Below are 20,014 nucleotides of genomic sequence, written 5' to 3'. Positions count from 1 at the left end.
TGCCGATGAAGTCTTGCAAAATTTAAACCCAATGTTCACGACAGAGATAGGTGTCGAGACATTTCCTGTCAACAGTAAGAGCACAGTTTGTCTGCCAATCAGACATAATAGAACAAAAGTAAAGGGGCTTTTTAACTTCGGTTGCAGTTCAAGCGTCAATAATGACGTAAAGAACAAATTTTCAACAGAAAAGATGTGAATTGCTGTGCCAAATTGCTAACATTTTTCCCAATTGTGAAAACTAAATGATATGACAGATCCCAGTTTAACCCTTTATTCCAGTCCAGAACGTAGTTGCGTTCTTAAGGAGACAGTTAATGAAATTCATTCCCGCCACATTTTTGCTGTCGTCGGCTCTGCTATTGAGCACCAGCCTAACATCAATAGCACAAAATGCTCCCCAATCCACGGCCGACAAGCAGGCTGCCACAGACTCTGCCCCCCAACCCAAGGTCCCTGATCCGGCAAGTGCACAACAAGCTGCCCCTGAAAAACCGGTTGATCCATCACATGTTATGGCTATTGTCGACGGAAAAAATATTACCGCTGGCGAACTCGATGCAATGGCAAATGATATTGATCCCGGACTTGCCCGCTTGAAAGACCAACAACGCCGGATCACAGTGTTGAAAATTTACATTGATATGAAAACACTGTCCGATGCAGCCGTTAAAGACGGTTTGGATAAGACACCTGAATACGAGAAACGTATGGATGTCATGCGAGACAATGTTCTCCAGCAACTTTATTTCAAGAGCTCGATTGTTGACAAAATAACCGATGACGATGTCAAAGCGCGTTATGAAAAAGAAATTGCCAGCCTGCCGAAAGAAGAAGAGGTTCATGCCCGCCACATTCTGGTAAAGTCCAAGAAAGAAGCTGAAGACATTATCAAGAGCTTGGAAAAGGGCGGTAAATTCGACGAAATTGCCAAGTCAAAATCCACCGACGGTTCAGCTGCTACAGGTGGCGATCTTGGCTACTTCACACGTGGACAAATGGTCAAGCCCTTTGAGGATGCCGCCTTTAATTTGAAAGTTGGCGAATATACAAAAACACCGGTTGAAAGCCCGTTCGGTTGGCACGTCATCAAGGTGGAAGATCGCCGCACCAAACAACCACCGGCATTGGCAGACGTCAAAGACGCTATTCGCAATATGATTGCGCGTGAACGTTATACCAAGTTGATCGCCGATCTGCGCACTAAAATGGATGTCAAATATCCTGACGAAGACGTTGCCAAGCTCATGACGAGTACAAAAAGCGGTAGCGCCGGTTTGCCTGAAGACCAGTCTCAGGAAGACGACCAGCCTCAGGAAGAAGAAGACCAATAAGTTTCACTTTGAAGACAATAATGCCGGACAAATGCCTTTTCAAACAGCTTGTCCGGCATTATTATTTTATTCTCTTCATTGTCATTCGGGGCATTTCTATGACCGTTAAAATTTCGCCGCTTGCACCAAAAACTTTTGCTAAATTGCCTCCGATAAAAGGTGTGCGTCTTCAAACGACTGAAGCCGGCATCAAATATAAAGGGCGCACCGATCTCCTTTTTATCATATTCGACGAAGCAGCCAATGTCGCCGGTGTGTTTACCCGTTCGAAATGTCCCTCGGCACCTGTTGATCATTGCAGGAAAATTCTTTCTCACGGGGTAGCGCGCGGCGTCGTCATAAATTCCGGCAATGCCAATGCCTTTACTGGCAAAAACGGTATTGCAACAACAGAGGCCACGGCGAAAGCTGCAGCCGATTGTCTTGGATCAAAACCGCAGGAAATCTATCTTGCCTCCACCGGTGTTATCGGTGAACCGATGGATGCTTCGCGTTTTACCGGTTTGCTACCCGAGATGGCAAAAAATGCCAAAGAAGACAAATGGCTTGATGCCGTTAAAGCAATCATGACAACGGATACCTTTCCGAAGCTTGCAACGCGGACGATCGATTTTGACGGGCATCCCGTCATTATCAATGGCATTGCCAAAGGTGCCGGCATGATCGCTCCGAATATGGGAACTATGCTGTCCTTTATCGTAACCGATGCACCTGTGGATGCTGCCATATTACAGGAAATATTGTCAGATAAAGTTCGCGACACATTCAATGCCATTACGGTTGATAGCGATACATCGACATCGGACACACTTCTCTTATTTGCAACAGGTACCGCGAATAAAGAAATCAAATCTCTCACGCAAAAAAATGACCCGCGTTATCAAGCGCTTGCCGAGGGCGTTTATGAAATTTTGCACGAACTTTCTTTGCAAGTCGTCACCGATGGTGAAGGTGCGCACCACCTGATCGAAGTCAGAGTTGAAGGCGCAACAACGAATGAAGCAGCCAAAACCATTGCCCGCTCCATCGCCAATTCGCCATTGGTAAAAACAGCGGTGGCAGGTGAAGACGCCAATTGGGGACGTGTGGTCATGGCTGTCGGTAAAGCCGGAGTCGAGGCTGATCGTGACCGATTGGCAATATGGTTCGGCCCCCATCGCTTGGCCGTTGATGGAGAACGTGATCCCCATTATAGTGAAGAAGAAGCCTCGAACTATATGAAAGGCACGCATATAGTCATTAAAGCCGATATCGGTTTGGGAAATGGCTGTGCAACAATATGGTCGTGTGATTTGACGAAAGAATATGTCGAGATTAATGGTGACTACAGAAGCTGATAATAGAGAACGCCGGAGCACAACTCTGGCCGAGATACGCAGACTTGAAGCACTCTCTGCCCGAGCCTGGCCTACAGAAAAAGAATTTTATGATGGTGTTTGGGCCTGCCGTTCGACAGAAAATATTCCCTCGGCTCGCATTAATTCGGTAACCCCGCTTGATCCTGACGATAACAAAAATCTCGAAAAAAGGGTTAAACATCTATGTTTTGATAACGGCGTCTATAAAAGGCCGTTGCGATTGACGCCGCTCGCGCCACTCGAACTTTTCGACGAACTCAAGCAAAATGGCTGGGCAAACTTTAAAGATGTGGCCGTGATGGTTCTTGAGCCAATCCCGCATATTTCAGGGTCGGATGTCAAACTTAAAGACATCAATATCGAAGACTATAGCAAATTGACTGTCAGCAACCACACACATGAAAACCGCTATGCTGAAATTTTTCTCAAGCTTCTGAAACGCATCAAAGGCAAACCCACATTTTACCAGCTTGAACGGGATAATCAGGTGATCGGCAATATCATTACTGTAAATGATTTCGGTCAAGTCGGTCTTATCGATTTTGCAATCGTGCCGAATTTGCGCGGCCGCGGGCTTGGTGGTTTGGCACTGCAAAGTCTGATCAGTACAATCAGACGTAAAACTGCCGACGTTCCCATTGAAAGACTTTGGCTACAGGTCGAGACTTTGAATAGTGCCGCCTGGCGCCTTTACACCGGTGCCGGTTTTAAAACAATTTACCATTATCAATATTGGAGACCAGGCGTTTGACCAATCTAAAAACGCTCCTCATCGTGGTTGCCTGTGCCTTGATCGATGAAGATAATAGGGTTTTGCTGGCCGAACGGCCGAAGGGTAAGTCACTCGCCGGACTATGGGAATTTCCCGGAGGCAAATTGGAACCCGGAGAAACGCCTGAACAGGCACTTATCCGCGAACTTGACGAAGAATTGGCAATTAAAGTGAAAGAGGATTGCCTTTCGCCCTTTACTTTTGCAAGCTATTCTTACGAAAAATTCCATTTACTGATGCCGCTTTATATTTGTCGGCGTTATCAGGGAATAGCAAGGGGAGCTGAGGGGCAAAATCTCAAATGGGTTCGGGCTGACGATCTTGATCATTATGAAATGCCTCCTGCTGACAAGCCGCTTATACCACTTTTAAAAGATTTGTTGCTTTAACCGGTTATTAACTTTGTTTAAGCCGGATTGTACCGGATTGAACCAGTGTTAAGTGGTTATTAACAGGTGACTTTTAGCATGTATCTCAGTTACTCTGGAGAAATATCATGCATCACCAAGAGTTTTCAAAATTAGATCATAATGACCTTACTCAATCAGCAGGGACGGGTGTTTTGCGTATCGTATTACTTTTCGGTTCTGTCGCTGTCGCACTTGGTCTCATCCTTGTACCAATGCTTGCAGATCGTAAGGATGCGGAATTCACCCAATCAATTTTTCAAAATAAAGTTGATTATTCTACAATGACAGGTTCAGTCAACCAATCGCCTATTCCTCAAATAGATGACGTAAAAAATCCTAATTAAAAGTCTGAAAGTAGGATAAAATAGCTTAAAAAGTTATTTTATTAAAATATTTTTCTTTGAGATAAGCGCCTTTGCCCCCTATATCGTCACTAAAGGGATAGTCCCTGCACTGTTGTGTTTTATACCGGATCAAAGGGCAGTTTTTTTACATGCTTATCGGATTTATTGCCAATCTCGTCATATTCATTCTGTTACTCATTGCACTTGCCAGAACGGCAAGAACAGGCTGGAGTCTTTCGCGTCGGGTTTTGATCGGGCTTGTTATTGGCGTCATCTTCGGAATCATATTGCAGTCCATTTACGGTCTTAACAATGCGCAATTAAAAAAATCCATCGAATGGTTTAATATTGTTGGCAACGGCTATGTCCTTCTTTTGCAAATGATCGTCATGCCGCTGGTATTCGCATCTATCCTTTCTGCGGTAGCGCGTCTTCATTCGGCTTCGTCACTTGGCAAAATCAGTACAATCACCATAGGCATACTTCTGTTTACCACATTGATTGCGGCTTTTGTCGGTGTGATGATGGTCAATCTCTTTGGTCTTTCGGCTGAAGGCCTCGTTCAGGGAAGTGCCGAAAGTGCGAGATTGAGTGCTATAGAGACCAATTACATGTCCAAAGTTGCCGATATGAGTGTTCCGCAACTCGTCCTTTCTTTCATACCCAAAAACCCGTTTGCCGATCTCACAGGTGCCAATCCTACATCCATTATCAGTGTCGTTATTTTCGCAGCATTTCTTGGTGCGGCAGCTATTCGCCTGATGAAAGACAATCCCGAAAAAGGAAAAGGCGTCATTTCGGCAATCGACACGTTGCAGGCCTGGGTCATGAAACTGGTTCGCCTTGTCATTCTGCTTACCCCCTATGGCGTTCTTGCTCTTATGACAAAGGTTGCAGCCACCTCCAATGCCGAGGATATTCTCAAATTACTGGCATTTATCGTCGCTTCCTATCTGGGGCTTGCAATTATGTTTTGCGTACACGGATTGCTGCTTGGACTTTCGGGCATTAATCCGCTGCGTTTCTTTTCTAAAGTTATGCCGGTATTAACATTCGCCTTTACCAGCAGGTCAAGTGCCGCCAGTATCCCCTTGAACATTGAAGCTTTGACCGAACGCATAGGCGTTCCGCAATCGATTGCCGGTTTTGCAGCATCTTTCGGTGCCACAATAGGTCAAAATGGTTGTGCCGGCCTCTATCCGGCAATGCTTGCCACCATGGTAGCACCGACTGTCGGCATCAATCCGCTTGATCCTGTCTGGATTGCGACACTCGTCGGTATCGTCACATTAAGCTCGATCGGCGTTGCGGGTGTTGGTGGTGGTGCAACCTTTGCAGCCCTTATTGTTTTGCCGACAATGGGCTTGCCGGTTACACTTGTTGCATTGCTCATCTCTATCGAGCCATTGATCGACATGGGACGCACGGCTTTGAATGTAAATGGTGCAATGACGGCCGCAACAATTACCAGCCAGATTTTACACGAAACCGATAAATCGGTTTTTGAATCCGACAATGATAAGGAACTGACCAATAGTTGAGGAAGCAAACTACCCGCCATAAAAACGGTTGCGCGCGAATTCCTCTTTATTGCCTAAGAAAAGCTGTACACGCTTAATCCAGTTTTTAAAGATAAATGAAAGTTTATCGAATGCGCTATCAATGGGCCGATTTATCTCCCAGAACATCAACAAGAGATATTGTTGCTGTTCCCGGACGAGCCGGTTTTTGCTGGCTTTTATCCGGAGCCCACCCCGAAAGCCAGATAAATGAAAAACTTGCACGGATACGGCCATCATTATCGCTAAAACGGTCCGCATAAATTTCGGCAACACGCTGAAAAAATCTCCTGCTTACCGGACGATGGGAACGACCGATCAGCGCATTCTGCATCCCCATAGCACGCAAATCATCAATAAGATGAAAAACCGTATCATAACGCACAGTCAAATTTTCCACGTCGCTCACCGGCATTGCAAAACCGGCTCTTTGAAGCAAGGCTCCGGCATCCCTAATATCAACGAACGGGTAGATCCTCGGGCTTGCTCCCCCGTAAAGCTCATTTTCAGCTTCAAGCATAGATTCCCGTAATTCGCCTAATGTCCCCGCTCCTGCCATAACCCCCAGAAAAAGGCCATCCGGTTTCAAACTGTTGCGAATCTGGGTCAGTACTCCGGGAACGTCATTCGTTATGCTAAGTGACAAAAGCGAAATAGCAAGATCATAAGCTCCGGCCGGCAAATCTATAATTTCCCGATCACGCCGCAAAAAAGCGTGTTTGCCATTCGTATAACGGTCGTCACTTTCAACACTATCGACACTAGAAACTTTTCCCGAATTGACGAGTGCTTCGGCTCCTGCTCCGGTATGTCCGAAAAGGTCTACAGCATGACTGAACTTCCGGTCAACCGTCTGCAACCTTTCCTGTAATTCCTCGGTAATACGTCTGAGTAAAAAATCGCCTTTATTACCGTAACGATTAAAAGCGCGGTTTCGGAACTGTTCAATTCTATTCTGGTCAAAAATAAGAAAATCTGTCATTATCTGCTATAGCGTGTTTTAGCCGTCATCAATTATTCTGGAAAGATTGACGGACCCGTCCGTAATCATTGATCAGAATAAACCCAAACAGGTCGTTTTAACAATATCCCGGGAATTTTCATTGCAAATGCAGTCATTTGTCTAAAAAGGTCAAAAAGATTGTTAAAGGCACAATATCTCGATCGGAAAACTTTGGTAAAATTCGGGGAACATGTCATGAATGTGCTGTTTCCTCCAACATGTCCGGGATGTGGTGCTTTTGTCGAAAAAAGCGGTACGATATGCGCAGAATGTTGGCAGAAATTACATTTCATAACCAAGCCTTATTGCCCTGTTATGGGAACGCCATTCACTTACGACCCCGGAGAAGGTTTTTTAAGCGGGGAAGCTTTGCAATCCCCTCCCCCGTTTCAACGTGCGCGCTCGGCCGTTGCCCATTTCGGACTTGCTCGCAGCCTTGTTGCACGGCTTAAATATGGAGACCGGACAGATCTTGCACCGTCCATGGCCGAATGGATGATCATTGCGGGCAAGGAACTTCTTGATGACGCCGATGTCATTGTGCCTATTCCTTTGCATTACCGCCGTTTTTTAAAACGTACATATAATCAGGCTACAGAGCTTTCCCGCCATATTGCCAAAAGAAGCGGAAAACCGTTGCAACCATTTCTTCTCAGACGGAGAAAGAACACCCGCCAGCAAGTGGGACTTCTCAGGAAAGCCCGTCAACGGAATATGATCGGCGCATTCCTTGTTCCGGAAAAGGAAAAAGCGAAAATCAAAGACAAACACGTTCTGCTTGTGGATGATGTCTTTACAACCGGTTCGACTGTCCGCTCGGCGACAAAGGCACTTCTGCGAGGAGGAGCCAAAAGCGTTGATGTCCTTACTTTTTCACGGGTATTGCCGGAATTATATGAAGATCCGACCTCTTGAGGAAAAATCGAAAGGCACTTATATAGCGACAATGGAGAAGAAAATGCCGCATGTAACGATTTACACCCGTCCCCACTGTCCTTATTGCGAGAGTGCTATCGAATTGTTGCAATCAAAAAACGTTCAGTATGAAGAAATTGATGGTTCCGGTGAAAGACGCGCAGAAATGGTAAAACGTGCACAGGGTCGCAATACTTTCCCGCAAATTTTTATTGGTGAAAGACATATTGGTGGTTGCGATGATCTTTATGAGCTTGAAAGAAGCGGCAAGCTCGACACACTTCTTTCCGGCGAAAAATAATGATCCGTTTTTCGCTTCATTGTGATCATGCTCACGAATTCGACGGTTGGTTCCGGAATAATGATGATTTTTTAAATCAGAAAAAAGCCGGCCTCATTCACTGTCCTATTTGCGACTCAAACGTCATAGATAAAACTTTGATGGCTCCTGCGGTTTCTACGTCCAAAAAACATGAACAGGTCGGAATGGGGCTTAATCAAGAGCAAAAAAGAATAATTGAAGAAATGCGCAAACTTACCCGTCAAGTGCGCAAAAATGCCGAATATGTCGGCGACCATTTTGCCGAGGAAGCAAGGCGTATTCATTTCAAGGAAGTTAAAGAACGTCCGATTTATGGCGAGGCGAGTTCGGAAGAGGTTTCATCGCTCGTTGATGACGGCATTCCGGTCATGCCGCTTGCACCTCTGCCGGAAGATGAAAACTGATCCTCCGGCAAATACCCGGTTATTTCCAAATTTTATGCTTATTTCAGCCGGCGGGCCAACAACATATAATTGACATCCGTATCTTTCGACCGGTTCCAGCTATCCTTGAAGGGATTATAGGTAATGCCCAATTTGTCTATCACTGTAAGGCCGGCAGTATTCAGCTTTTCTGTAATTTCGTCGGGCGTCAGAAACTTGTTATAATCGTGTGTTCCTTTCGGTAACCACCGTAAAATATATTCAGCTCCGATAATAGCCAGTCCCCACGATTTCAGTGTCCGGTTCAGTGTTGCAACAAACATAAGGCCTTGGGGTTTGACCATTCTGGCACTTTCTGACATGAAGAGATCAACATCGGAAACATGTTCAACCACTTCCATATTGAGGACAACGTCGAATTGTTCTCCGGCTTTTGCCAAATCTTCGGCTGTTGTAGCACGGTAATCTATAGTCAAGCCTGATTGAGTCGCGTGAAGTTTTGCCACTTCTATATTGGTGGTTGAAGCATCGGCACCCACGACATCGGCACCAAGACGCGCCATCGGTTCACAAAGAAGTCCACCACCACAACCAATATCAAGAAAACGTATTCCTTTTAAAGGTTCGGCATCCTTCGGATCGCGGTCGAAAGCCTCACAAACCTTTTCCTTGATATAGGAAAGGCGTGCCGGATTGAATTTATGGAGAGGGCGGAATTTTCCTTGTGGATTCCACCATTCTGCGGCAATGCGCGAAAAATGATCTACTTCTGCCTGATCTATCGTGGTACGTTGGGCTTCTGCCATAGGGGGCTCTCCTATAAGATTACATTTATGAGTTCTGTCTTAAATGGGGCAAAGTCAAGAGACAAACAAGTAAATATGTCAGTCTTGCGTAAATTCTCAATATTGGCTATGTCAGCATAGCCGTAAGGCCTATCGGCTCGGCGTTGGAACAGTTTTAAAAATTAGAGGCAAGAGTTGTTTAAATGGCGCGCATAGTCATGAAATTCGGTGGAACTTCCGTCGCCAATATCGAGCGCATCAAAAATGTTGCGCGCCACGTCAAACGTGAAGTTGATGCTGGCAATGAAGTTGCTGTCGTTGTCTCGGCAATGGCTGGTAAAACAAACGAGCTCGTCGGCTGGACACGTGAAGCCTCACCGATGCATGACGCCCGCGAATATGATGTCGTTGTCGCCTCGGGTGAACAGGTAACCGCCGGACTTCTGGCTATTACCCTGCAGTCCATGGGAATCAATGCGCGCTCATGGCTCGGTTGGCAAATTCCGATCGAGACAGATAATGCTCACGGTGCTGCACGCATTACAAAAATCGACGGTTCGCAATTAATCCAGCGTTTTAAAGAAGGACAAGTTGCTGTCATTGCGGGTTTTCAAGGCATCGGACCGGATAAACGCATTACCACACTTGGCCGCGGCGGGTCGGATACCAGCGCGGTTGCGATAGCTGCCGCCGTCAAAGCGGATAGATGCGATATCTATACCGATGTTGACGGGGTCTATACGACAGACCCGCGAATTGACCCCAAAGCGCGTCGTCTGCCGAAAGTAGCATTCGAGGAAATGCTGGAAATGGCTTCTCTTGGTGCCAAAGTTTTGCAGGTGCGCTCGGTCGAACTTGCAATGGTTCATAAAGTACGCACATTTGTGCGTTCGAGTTTCGAGGATCCCGATGCTCCGGGCATGGGGGACCCTATCAATCCACCCGGAACACTCATTTGCGACGAGGATGAAATCGTGGAACAACAGGTTGTCACAGGCATTGCTTTTGCCAAAGAAGAGGCACAAATTTCTTTACGCCGTTTGGCAGATCGACCGGGTATTTCGGCAGCAATATTCGGACCATTGGCCGAAGAACATGTTAATGTCGATATGATCGTACAGAATATTTCGGAAGACGGTTCCAAGACCGATATGACATTTACTGTACCGGCAACCGACATTGACAAAGCTGTTGCAACCCTCGAAGCCAACAAAAAAGAAATCGGCTTTGATGTTATCCAGTCGGAAACAGATCTCGCAAAGGTTTCAATCATCGGCATAGGTATGCGCAGTCACGCAGGAGTTGCTGCGACAGCATTCAAAGCATTGGCTGAAAAAGGTATCAATATCCGTGCGATCACGACATCTGAAATCAAGATTTCAATTTTGATCGACAATGCCTATACCGAATTGGCTGTACGAACCTTACATACGGTATATGGCTTGGATAAAGGCTAAGGGATAAACTTTCCGGTTTTTCTTGGGAATAATAAAGCGGGTTGACCTTTTAATATCATGAGCATGAGACTTAACTATCATAACGGGAGATATGATAAATTATGCGGGAGACCCATGTAGGCCCCAAAGTTATTCTGAAGCGGCTACGCGAGTTTATGGCACGTGCCATGGACTCGCAAGAACGACTTGACCTTATTGTTCGTGAAATCGCTCGCAATATGGACGCAGAGGTTTGCTCCTTCTATGTTTTGCGTTCCGACAATATGTTGGAACTTTATGCGACAGAAGGCCTAAATCCCGGCGCTGTCCACCTTTCGGAATTACGTTTGGGGCAAGGTCTGGTGGGAACCATTGCAGCCACTGCCCGTCCGCTCAATCTGACAGACGCAAGAAAACATCCGGCATTCGCCTATCTTCCCGAAACGGGTGAAGAAATCTATTCGTCATTTCTCGGTGTTCCAATCTTACGCGCCGGTCGCACCTTGGGTGTTCTTGTTGTCCAGAACCGCAATAAGCGTGGTTATAGTGACGAGGAAGTCGAAGCCCTCGAAACAGTTGCCATGGTTCTTGCAGAAATGGTTGCAGCAGGTGATCTACCGAGGCTTACCCGTCCCAATGTCGATGTTGACATGCGCCGCCCGTTCACACTTGTTGGCCAGTCACTCAACGAAGGCATCGGCCTTGGTCATATTGTTCTTCACGAACCGCGACTTGTCGTGACCAATCTGTTCAATGAAAACAGCAATGCGGAAATCGAGAAGCTCACAAAAGCGATCAACTCGTTACGTCTATCAATCGATGACATGCTTTCAAGAAGTGATGTAGCAAGTGAAGGCGAGCACCGCGAAATTCTTGAAACCTATCGTATGTTTGCCAATGACCGCGGCTGGATAAGGCGGCTTGAAGAAGCAATCAAAAACGGTTTGACTGCGGAAGCGGCAGTTGAAAAAGTTCAAAGTGATACACGTGCACGCATGGTTCACCTGACGGATCCCTATTTGCGTGAACGATTGTCAGACTTTGACGATCTCGCCAATCGCCTGCTTTATCAATTGATGGGGCGCACGCGCGAAACAATCAATGCCGATTTACCGACAGATTCAATTATTGTCGCCCGCTCGATGGGGGCGGCCGAATTATTGGATTATCCGCGGGAACGTATTCGTGGCCTTGTATTGGAAGATGGGGCCTCTACAAGCCACGTAGCTATTGTTGCGCGTGCCATGTCAATACCGGTTGTGGGGCAAGTCAAAGGGGTCGTGTCTCTATCGGAAAATGGCGACCCTGTAATAATTGACGGTGATGATGGCAAAGTTTACCTGCGCCCTGTACCGGATGTTGAAAGTGCTTTTGTTGAAAAAGCGCGGTTTCGTGCCCGTAAACAAAAACTCTATCGTGATTTGCGGGATGTGCCGGCCAATACCAAGGATGGCCGCCACATTACCTTGCTCATCAACGCCGGTCTCCTCGTCGATCTACCACAACTTGATGAATCGGGAGCGGAAGGCATTGGCCTTTTCCGCACTGAATTACAGTTCATGATTGCCTCGACATTTCCTCGCGCCCACGAGCAGGAAAAACTCTATCGCAATGTCTATAAGGAAATTGGCGACAAGCCGGTTACTTTCCGGACGCTCGATATCGGTGGAGACAAGGTGTTGCCCTATTTCCGTAGCAAAGGCAAAGAAGAAAACCCTGCCCTCGGCTGGCGTGCTATCCGCCTGACACTTGACAAACCCGCATTGATGAGAACGCAATTGCGCGCTTTGCTGAAAGCCTCCGGAGGACGGGAATTGCGCGTCATGCTGCCAATGGTGACAGAGGTCGGTGAAATATACCACACCCGCAAGCTTATCGACCGCGAGGTTGCTTATCTTACGCGTTTTGGTCATGCAATGCCAACGCGGCTGAAATTGGGCGCTATGGTTGAAGTACCGGCACTCTTGTTCCAGCTTGATGAACTCATGCGTGTTGTCGACTTTGTTTCCGTCGGCTCCAATGATCTTTTTCAATTTATGATGGCAATTGATCGGGGAAATTCTGAGATAGCCCATCGTTTTGATCAACTTTCTGCCCCGTTCCTACGCGCTTTACGCAAAATTATCGAAGCAGGTGAGCGCAATAACACGCCGGTGACCCTCTGCGGTGAAATGGCCGGTAAACCATTGCTTGCTTTGGCACTTTTGGGACTTGGCTTTACCCGCATTTCCATGACCCCGTCAGCCATCGGTCCAATCAAGGCCATGTTGCTCAGGCTTGATATCGGAGATTTACAAAAAGCTTTGCTCGCCGAACTGGAAAAAACGACCACCGCAACATTGCGATCCTGGCTGACGATTTATGCCGAAGCAAATAATATCGCGTTATAAATCCGAGATTTACCGGTCTATTTGATCTAAAGCCGTTTGCTATAGTCTATTATATTCTGCGGTTCTATACTGGCCGCCAATTGGTCGATTGACCGGTTCCCGCTATTGCAAGGCCGGTTGCGGTTCTTTTCGTCGCTTTATAGATTTTGAAAACGGGGTTGAACAAGTAAAGATTTTCAAGATATGTTGAAGAATTGTTCAGCACGATCTCAACTTTTAGCCTCTCTCGCTCACTTTGACTTACAAAAGCCTCATAATCCCCTTTTGCGATGGAGATTATGACAAAAACCTGTTTCTACCCGATAAATCTTTTGTCCTTCGAAATTTCCTCTTTGCCCTTACACCTTACAAAAAGACTTCTTGGCGGCTTGGAAACTGCTTCAAGTTTGAAGGTTATTTCAAGTCGGCATGTTTTGCTTCATTGCCTGTACGCTTCATAACAAAATAGCAGACCAACATTAATACAATCCATATGATACCGACGATGAGTGCAGGTGCTGTATCTTCAAAAAATCCGAGAAGCACAATGATAAAAATCATGAAAAGAATAGCAATGATTGGACCAACCGGCCAGAACGGAATTTGATAACGCAAGTTTTTCTGTTCGGCTTTTGACATTTTAAGTCGCATACAAACTTGTGAAAGCAAAATCATCAGCCAGACAAAGACTGTCGCAAATGTTGCCATAGCAGCGATCAGGAAAAACAGTTTGTCATGGACAAAATAATTGAGCACCACGCCAATAACCAACACACAGAACATTGCTAAAACCGACAACACCGGAATTCCGCTTTTTGAAACAAAATTGAGTTTTTTAGGGGCATGTCCATCTTCGGCAAGGCCATGCAACATGCGGCCCGCACCGTATAAGTCGCTGTTGATGGCAGAAATTGCAGCAGTTATCACAACAATATTGAGGATATTGGCCGCATATTTGATACCAAGACTTTCAAAAATCGTAACAAAGGGGCTGCCTTCAAGGCCAATCTTGTTCCAGGGATAAAGCGACATCAAAATAGCAAGCGTTGCTACATAGAAAAACAGGATACGGAATGGAATAGCATTGATTGCCTTTGGAATATTCCGGTCGGCATCTTTCACTTCGACAGCCATAAGGCCGATAATTTCAATTCCACCGAAAGCGAACACAACCACACTGAAAGAAGCAATAAAACCTTCCCAGCCATTTGGCATAAAGCCGCCATTGCTCCAAAGATTATGAATACCGGTTGCTTCATGTGTTGCTGTACCGAAGCCGAATAACATAATTCCGAAACCGGCAATGATCATGGCTATAATGGCTCCGATTTTGACGACGGATAGCCAAAATTCCATTTCACCATAAATTTTGACAGCGGTGAGGTTCAAACCGGTTATGACAAGAGTGATACCGAGCGTCCATAACCAAGGCGAAACCTCGGGAAACCAGAACCCCATATAAGTTGCAAAAGCGGTAATATCGGCAAGACAAACGAGTACCATTTCAAAAACATAGGTCCAGCCAGTAAGAAAACCGGAAAACGGGTTCATATAATTGGAGGCATAACGGCCAAATGAACCGGGAAGTGGATTGTGAAGAACCATTTCACCCAGCGCCCGCATGACCATGAAAGCCATAACACCTGAAATGCAATAAGCCAGAAGGACACTGGGACCTGCTACTTTAATGGCTCCGGCCGAGCCATAAAATAATCCCGTGCCGATAGCAGAACCAAGAGCTATAAAAAACACATGCCGCTTGCTCAGGCCTTTTTTCAGTGAACTGTTCTGCATTTCCCGTCTCTCCATGGCGCTATATTGAATGTGTTAGGCAAAAGATGATGAATATTCAAGAAAGAAAGAAAACGATTATGCGATGGTAACAAGATAATGAAAATACCGGTCCGAATAATATTGCCTCTATGACAGCTTGGAAAACCGCTACGGCGTTTTCTGGAACTTTCATTTAATCTAAAAAACCGATCTTCTAACCATTATAAAACTCGCTAACAATTTGTCTTTTTTCTAAAATCGACAAAAGCTCGCAAATAAATGAAATTCTTTAAGAGATAAAATCGGATAAAATGACCGAATTTCGCTTGTTTTATTGGGAAAATATCCGGAATTACGGCCATCTCGGGGGATCGAGCCTTTCCATTTTTTCAATCCAAAGTTTTTTTGCCATTCAGGATACTGTCAGTTTTAGCGCTTAGATAGCAGATCAAACAAGGATTCTGCGAATGCGCAAAACTCGAAAACTGACAATTGCCGTTCTTGGCTGTGCAACATTGTTTTGCAGTGGTTATTATTTGAGCGGGAACGGCTATCTGAACCGTTATGGCGAGCAACGGATGATGCTTGACGTCACCCCTCCTCCCTTTGGAAGTGCCGAGCAACAACGCGATGAAAAAATTTTTTTGAAAACCCGTAACTATACAGGCAGTGCACGTTGGAAACAGGCAATAAACGACGCTAAAGCAACTCAAGCAGAGCTTATTCAAAGCTTTAGCTGCGCGACGGGCCACCAATTAGACCCGAAAAATATGCCGAATTTTGTCAAGCTTTTTACCAAAATCGATGAAGACGCAGAAAGACTGACACGACAATCCAAGAAAGAATTCAAGATTCCTCGTCCTTATATCGCTTATGGAGGCGCTTCTTGCGCGAGACCTTCAGGTTACGATTATCCGTCCGGTCACGCCATGGAAGGATGGACAGTTGCACGCTTGCTGGTTGAATTTTTCCCTGAAAGACGCGCAGCCATTTTCACCCGTGCGCGCAGTTTTGCTGAAAGCCGCGTTATTTGCGGCGTCCATAGTGTCAGTGCCGTGGAAGTTGACGAACATTATTCGGAAAGACTTTTCGAACGCTTGAAAAAACTTAAGACCTTCCAAAATGATCTGTCCATTACACAAAGTGAAATGGAAAAACTGAAAGAATGGTCTGACAAAAACGGCAAATGCGAAAAATTTCCGGCCGAATATGTCAAACCGTTTTCTATCAGAACGTCTTTTTCCTATTCCTATCCCGCTCATGTTGTGAGGTGACACATGTTTCGCACCATTTTGAAATATCGCCTTGCAATCAGTAGCGTGGCTCTATCAATTATCGTTGCATTTTACATGCTTCTGATTTTTAACCGCACGTTCTGGCAACATGTTTTACAGGCCTTCAATTATGATTTTGCGCCGATTATGGCAATTGCTGTCGGTGTTGCCTGTTTGTTTATTGCACTCACGGTAACTTTTTCGGTTAAATATCTTATCAAGCCGGTTTTTATAATTTTCATTATGGTGGGAAGTATCGCAAGCTGGTTTACGGATGAATTCGGAACAATTATCGACCGCGATATGATTGCCAATGCTGTAGAGACCACTTCGGCAGAAGCGTCCAACCTGCTTACACCCGCATTTTTCCTCCATCTTGTATTAACCGGCATTGTTCCTTGCTTGCTTATATTGTGGATAAAAATCAAACATTTTCCACTCATAAAGAAGGTACTTGTCAATCTCTCGATTATTGTCCCCTGCTTGTTGATCGCCGTTTTTTGCACGTTGATTACATCACGTCAGTTGATTTCAACATTACGCGAGCACAATGAAATAGTGCGTATTGTCAACCCTATTCTTCCTATCGGTCATGCTGTAAAATATGTGACCCGCAGGGAACATGCGAAAATACGTGTTTTCAAACAAGTAGGGCTTGATGCCAAAGTAGTGCCATTCGAACCGCAAAACAATCGTCCGCGCGTTACCATTGTGGTTGCCGGCGAAACAGCACGGGCAGAGGATTTTTCGCTGCAAGGCTATGATAAAGAAACCAATCCGGAATTAAAAAAGCGGGATATAATCTATTTCCCGAACACCACTTCATGTGGTACCGCGACAGCACAATCGCTTCCATGCATGTTTTCACCCTTTCCTCGCAAGGAGTTCTCGATAGCTCGCGCTATATCAACCAATAGTCTTCCGGATATTTTGAAAAACGCCGGAATTAACGTCGAATGGTGGGAAAATAACACCGGTAGCAAAGGTGTTGCAGACCGCGTCAACAACGTATCTTTCTATGGGCTTAAAGATCCCGAATTCTGCATTGAAGGCGAATGTCAGGACGGCATTATGCTCGAAAAACTCGGGCAATGGCTTGATAATATTGACCATGACAGCGTGTTGTTTATCCACCAATTAGGTAGTCACGGTCCTGCCTATTTCGAACGTTATCCGGAAAAATTCAGACATTTTCGGCCAGACTGCAGAAAGACTGTCTTCAGCGAGTGCAAGCCGGAAGAAATCCGCAATGCTTATGACAACACTATTCTCTATACCGATTATTTTTTGAGCCAGATTATCGATGCGTTAAACCAGCGCGCGGGCAAATTCGATTCTGCTATGATCTATATGTCCGACCATGGCGAATCTCTGGGCGAAAACGGTTTATATTTACACGGTATGCCTTATTCGATTGCACCGAAAGAGCAGACACATATTCCATTTATTTTGTGGATGTCCTCGCCCTTTGCAAAGACGATGAACCTCGATTTGGGATGTATACGCAAAGATGCCGAATCTAAACAAATGTCACACGACAATCTTTTCCCTTCCGTCTTGACCATGATGAATGTTAAAACAACATTAAAGGATGACCGGCTTGATCTCTTCAGATCATGCCAATCCAGTCAGATAGCCTTGGAAAAATAAAACATGCGCGTATTGCTGATTGAAGATGACAAATCGCTCGGACGCGCGGTGCGTGACCACCTCGTTAACCAGAACAACGCGATCGACTGGGCGGAAAATCTTGAAGATGCCTATGCAGCCGTTTCGACCACGCGTTATGATTTTATATTGCTTGATTTACGTCTACCGGATGGAAGCGGACTGGATTTTCTGAAAAATATCCGAACGAAAAATTTAACGTCGCCTGTGGTAATATTGACCGCGCACGACCAGATTAGCGAACGGATAGAAGGTCTGAATAGCGGTGCTGATGATTATATTGTCAAACCGTTCGACCTTTATGAACTCACCGCCCGAATTGGTGCTGTCGCCCGCAGAACAAATGGTCTTTCAAAATCGGAAATAAAAATCGGCTCTATGACTTTGGACATGGAAAATAAACGGATTTTTATTGACGATAAAGAAGTCGAGTTAAGTTCCCGTGAATGGGCCATTATCGAACATATGGCGAGCCACCCGAATATGCTTGTCACCAAAGCACAGATTGAAGATACAATCTATGCATTCGGTTCGGAAGTCGAAAGCAATACAGTTGAAGTCTATATAAGTCGTTTACGCAAGAAAATCGGTAAAGACCGCATCAAGACACATCATGGTCGCGGGTATAGTCTATGTTGAATTTCAAGCAGAAGGAGAAAAGTCTCACACGGCGGGTTATCGTTTCAGCGACCTGTGCCAATCTGGTTTTCTGGGTTATTGCTTGTCTCATGGCAGCTTTTGTCATGTATGAGGAATATGGGGAATCTTTCGATGGCACACTGCAGGTAACCGCCGAACGTCTTCTTCCTCTCGCTTTGGAAGATGTGCGCGACAATGACAAAGATTCCGACCTTCTCGTTAGAACAGACAATCACTCGACACCGGCGGAATACACAACATATCAGGTCCTTGACCGCGATGGAAAAATGGTCATGCGTTCGGAAGATGCGCCTGCTAATCCCTATGGAGTACCTCTCAAAACCGGTTTTTTTAAAACAAAAAAATGGCGGGTCTATTCCCTCGTCAGTCAGGATGGGGATTATCTCATTCAGGTTGCCGACCGACTTTCCGAAAGGCGGGAAGCCGCCCGCGAGGCTATGACGGCAATGCTCATACCTGCTTTACTTCTCATCCCGCTCAGTATGCTTGCAATCGGTTTTATTGTTCGCAACCAATTGCGTCCGATAAAGAAACTGAGTGAAACGATTGCCAAAAAAGACACGGGCAATATGCAGGCCATACGCTCGCAATCCATGCCGGAAGAATTTCAGCCCATTATTGGTTCGGTCAATAGTCTTTTGGAGAAATTGAAATCGGCGCTCGAGGCAGAACGATCTTTCACATCTAATAGTGCGCATGAAATACGAACACCTATCGCGGCGGCTTTGGCGCATACACAGGTTCTTATCGAAGAAACCCCCAAACGTTATCATAGAAGAGCAAAAGAAGTGGAAAATGCTCTACAACGTTTACGTCGTTTGAGTGAAAAACTGCTTCAGCTTGCTCGTGCAGACACCCAACTCGGAACGAGTGAAAAACTTGTCGATCTCATCCCCTTTATTGATGCCGTGGTTGAGGATTTCAACCGTGCCAATCTGACAAAAGGAAGGCTTGTCACACACTATAATACCGATGTTCTCGACAAACATCTTAATGGAGATGCTTTCGGCGTTATTGTGCGCAATTTACTTGAAAACGCATTGAATTATAGTTCGGAAGGTTCATCTGTCGATATAACAATCAATCGGGACAATATTATCATATCCAATGATTGCCCTGTTGTTCCCCTTTCCAAACTGAAATTGTTGAGCCAACGTTTCTACCGTGGAGACAATCATAAAGAAGGCTCCGGCCTTGGCTTGTCTATTGTTGAAGCTTTGGAGAAAACTATGCCGATCAAAATTACCTATCGGTCTCCAAGAACCGGAAGCTCACAAGGTTTCGAAGTAACAATCGATCTCTGAGAAAAATAGCGGAGCATCGCTATCAATCTATTGAAAAACTACTGCCAATATGGATATAAGCGACAAGTTGCCGAAGTTTTTTCATTGACGATGAGTATATCATCAATGACGGGCATTTTGCTTCTATCTTTTGCACTGTGGAACGGGGATTTTTTACGTCAAACACTCTCTGTTTTTGAATTTCGAGGTCTGCTCTTTCGTTATTTCTTAAAATAATTCTCTTACCTTATCCCTTTTAATCTTGTTTAAAACTTTGATATTTTGGTTCATTTTATTGAATATTGAATTCGTAAAATATATAAAAATTACGGTTTTTTAGGAAAAGCCGAATTTGTGATACGTCTA

18 protein-coding genes are annotated in these 20,014 nt (G+C 45.4%); 15 read left to right on the top strand and 3 right to left on the bottom strand.

Features of this window, described 5'->3' with window-relative positions; all coding sequences use genetic code 11:
* The first annotated feature begins 317 nt into the window (after positions 1-317).
* The 6 genes from BBC0178_RS03220 to BBC0178_RS03195 all read left to right on the top strand — a co-directional run bounded on the left by BBC0178_RS03220 (position 318) and on the right by BBC0178_RS03195 (position 5,759).
* On the top strand, positions 318-1,334 hold the full coding sequence (locus BBC0178_RS03220; RefSeq protein ID WP_078039185.1) for a peptidylprolyl isomerase: 1,017 nt from the start codon (positions 318-320) through the stop codon (positions 1,332-1,334).
* 98 nt (positions 1,335-1,432) lie between these two features.
* The gene (gene argJ, locus BBC0178_RS03215) at positions 1,433-2,671 is read left to right on the top strand and encodes a bifunctional glutamate N-acetyltransferase/amino-acid acetyltransferase ArgJ (RefSeq protein WP_078040331.1); all 1,239 of its coding nucleotides are present in this window, start codon (positions 1,433-1,435) and stop codon (positions 2,669-2,671) included.
* The gene (locus BBC0178_RS03210; RefSeq protein WP_078039184.1) at positions 2,640-3,443 is read left to right on the top strand and encodes a GNAT family N-acetyltransferase; all 804 of its coding nucleotides are present in this window, start codon (positions 2,640-2,642) and stop codon (positions 3,441-3,443) included. Before argJ ends, BBC0178_RS03210 begins: the two co-directional genes overlap by 32 nt.
* Positions 3,440-3,853, top strand: a complete 414-nt coding sequence (gene mutT, locus BBC0178_RS03205; protein WP_077970681.1) for an 8-oxo-dGTP diphosphatase MutT — start codon at positions 3,440-3,442, stop codon at positions 3,851-3,853. Before BBC0178_RS03210 ends, mutT begins: the two co-directional genes overlap by 4 nt.
* Before the next feature lie 107 nt (positions 3,854-3,960).
* A complete protein-coding gene (locus tag BBC0178_RS03200; RefSeq protein ID WP_077970680.1) occupies positions 3,961-4,218 on the top strand; it encodes a hypothetical protein in 258 nt (85 codons plus the stop codon).
* Between the two features lie 149 nt (positions 4,219-4,367).
* Entirely contained in the window at positions 4,368-5,759 is a 1,392-nt protein-coding gene (locus tag BBC0178_RS03195) for an L-cystine transporter (protein ID WP_078039182.1), read from the top strand.
* Between the two features lie 118 nt (positions 5,760-5,877).
* Here BBC0178_RS03195 and BBC0178_RS03190 read toward each other — a convergent pair whose 3' ends face one another.
* Entirely contained in the window at positions 5,878-6,759 is an 882-nt protein-coding gene (locus BBC0178_RS03190; RefSeq protein WP_077970675.1) for a methyltransferase domain-containing protein, read from the bottom strand.
* A 216-nt stretch (positions 6,760-6,975) separates the two neighbouring features.
* Between BBC0178_RS03190 and BBC0178_RS03185 the strand changes: the two genes are divergently transcribed.
* From BBC0178_RS03185 to BBC0178_RS03175, 3 genes are read left to right on the top strand one after another with little or no spacing between them, the layout of a single operon-like run.
* Entirely contained in the window at positions 6,976-7,695 is a 720-nt protein-coding gene (locus BBC0178_RS03185) for a ComF family protein (RefSeq protein WP_078040330.1), read from the top strand.
* Positions 7,696-7,738: 43 nt separating this feature from the next.
* On the top strand, positions 7,739-7,996 hold the full coding sequence (gene grxC, locus BBC0178_RS03180; protein ID WP_078040329.1) for a glutaredoxin 3: 258 nt from the start codon (positions 7,739-7,741) through the stop codon (positions 7,994-7,996).
* On the top strand, positions 7,996-8,421 hold the full coding sequence (locus tag BBC0178_RS03175) for a DUF1178 family protein (protein WP_078039181.1): 426 nt from the start codon (positions 7,996-7,998) through the stop codon (positions 8,419-8,421). Before grxC ends, BBC0178_RS03175 begins: the two co-directional genes overlap by 1 nt.
* A 38-nt stretch (positions 8,422-8,459) precedes the next feature.
* Here the strand turns inward: BBC0178_RS03175 and ubiG are convergent, their stop codons facing one another.
* Complete coding sequence (gene ubiG, locus BBC0178_RS03170) at positions 8,460-9,206, bottom strand: bifunctional 2-polyprenyl-6-hydroxyphenol methylase/3-demethylubiquinol 3-O-methyltransferase UbiG (protein ID WP_077970668.1); 747 nt, start codon at positions 9,204-9,206, stop codon at positions 8,460-8,462.
* 182 nt (positions 9,207-9,388) lie between these two features.
* On the opposite strand from ubiG, the gene BBC0178_RS03165 reads away from it, so the two are divergent.
* Positions 9,389-10,642 carry an aspartate kinase gene (locus BBC0178_RS03165; protein WP_077970667.1) on the top strand — a complete coding sequence of 418 codons (1,254 nt, stop codon included), beginning with the start codon at positions 9,389-9,391 and terminating at the stop codon, positions 10,640-10,642.
* Between the two features lie 101 nt (positions 10,643-10,743).
* A complete protein-coding gene (gene ptsP / locus BBC0178_RS03160) occupies positions 10,744-13,011 on the top strand; it encodes a phosphoenolpyruvate--protein phosphotransferase (protein WP_078039180.1) in 2,268 nt (755 codons plus the stop codon).
* 393 nt (positions 13,012-13,404) lie between these two features.
* Here ptsP and BBC0178_RS03155 read toward each other — a convergent pair whose 3' ends face one another.
* Complete coding sequence (locus tag BBC0178_RS03155; protein ID WP_078040328.1) at positions 13,405-14,784, bottom strand: amino acid permease; 1,380 nt, start codon at positions 14,782-14,784, stop codon at positions 13,405-13,407.
* A 446-nt stretch (positions 14,785-15,230) separates the two neighbouring features.
* Here BBC0178_RS03155 and BBC0178_RS03150 point away from each other — a divergent pair, with 446 nt between their 5' ends.
* From BBC0178_RS03150 to BBC0178_RS03135, 4 genes are read left to right on the top strand one after another with little or no spacing between them, the layout of a single operon-like run.
* Positions 15,231-16,037: an acid phosphatase gene (locus BBC0178_RS03150; protein ID WP_078039179.1), complete on the top strand. Its 807-nt coding sequence runs from the start codon at positions 15,231-15,233 to the stop codon at positions 16,035-16,037.
* 3 nt (positions 16,038-16,040) lie between these two features.
* A complete protein-coding gene (locus BBC0178_RS03145; RefSeq protein WP_078039178.1) occupies positions 16,041-17,687 on the top strand; it encodes a phosphoethanolamine transferase in 1,647 nt (548 codons plus the stop codon).
* A 3-nt stretch (positions 17,688-17,690) separates the two neighbouring features.
* Complete coding sequence (locus BBC0178_RS03140; protein WP_077970662.1) at positions 17,691-18,344, top strand: response regulator transcription factor; 654 nt, start codon at positions 17,691-17,693, stop codon at positions 18,342-18,344.
* Positions 18,338-19,669, top strand: a complete 1,332-nt coding sequence (locus tag BBC0178_RS03135; RefSeq protein ID WP_078039177.1) for an ATP-binding protein — start codon at positions 18,338-18,340, stop codon at positions 19,667-19,669. The genes BBC0178_RS03140 and BBC0178_RS03135 overlap by 7 nt, the downstream gene beginning before the upstream one ends.
* The last annotated feature ends 345 nt before the right edge of the window (positions 19,670-20,014 follow it).

Origin of the sequence: Ditibartonella apihabitans, from assembly GCF_002007485.1 — a bacterium.
Lineage (GTDB): Bacteria > Pseudomonadota > Alphaproteobacteria > Rhizobiales > Rhizobiaceae > Bartonella > Bartonella apihabitans.
Note: the sequence above shows the minus strand (reverse complement) of the source record. Positions and strands in the feature narration are given on the sequence as shown.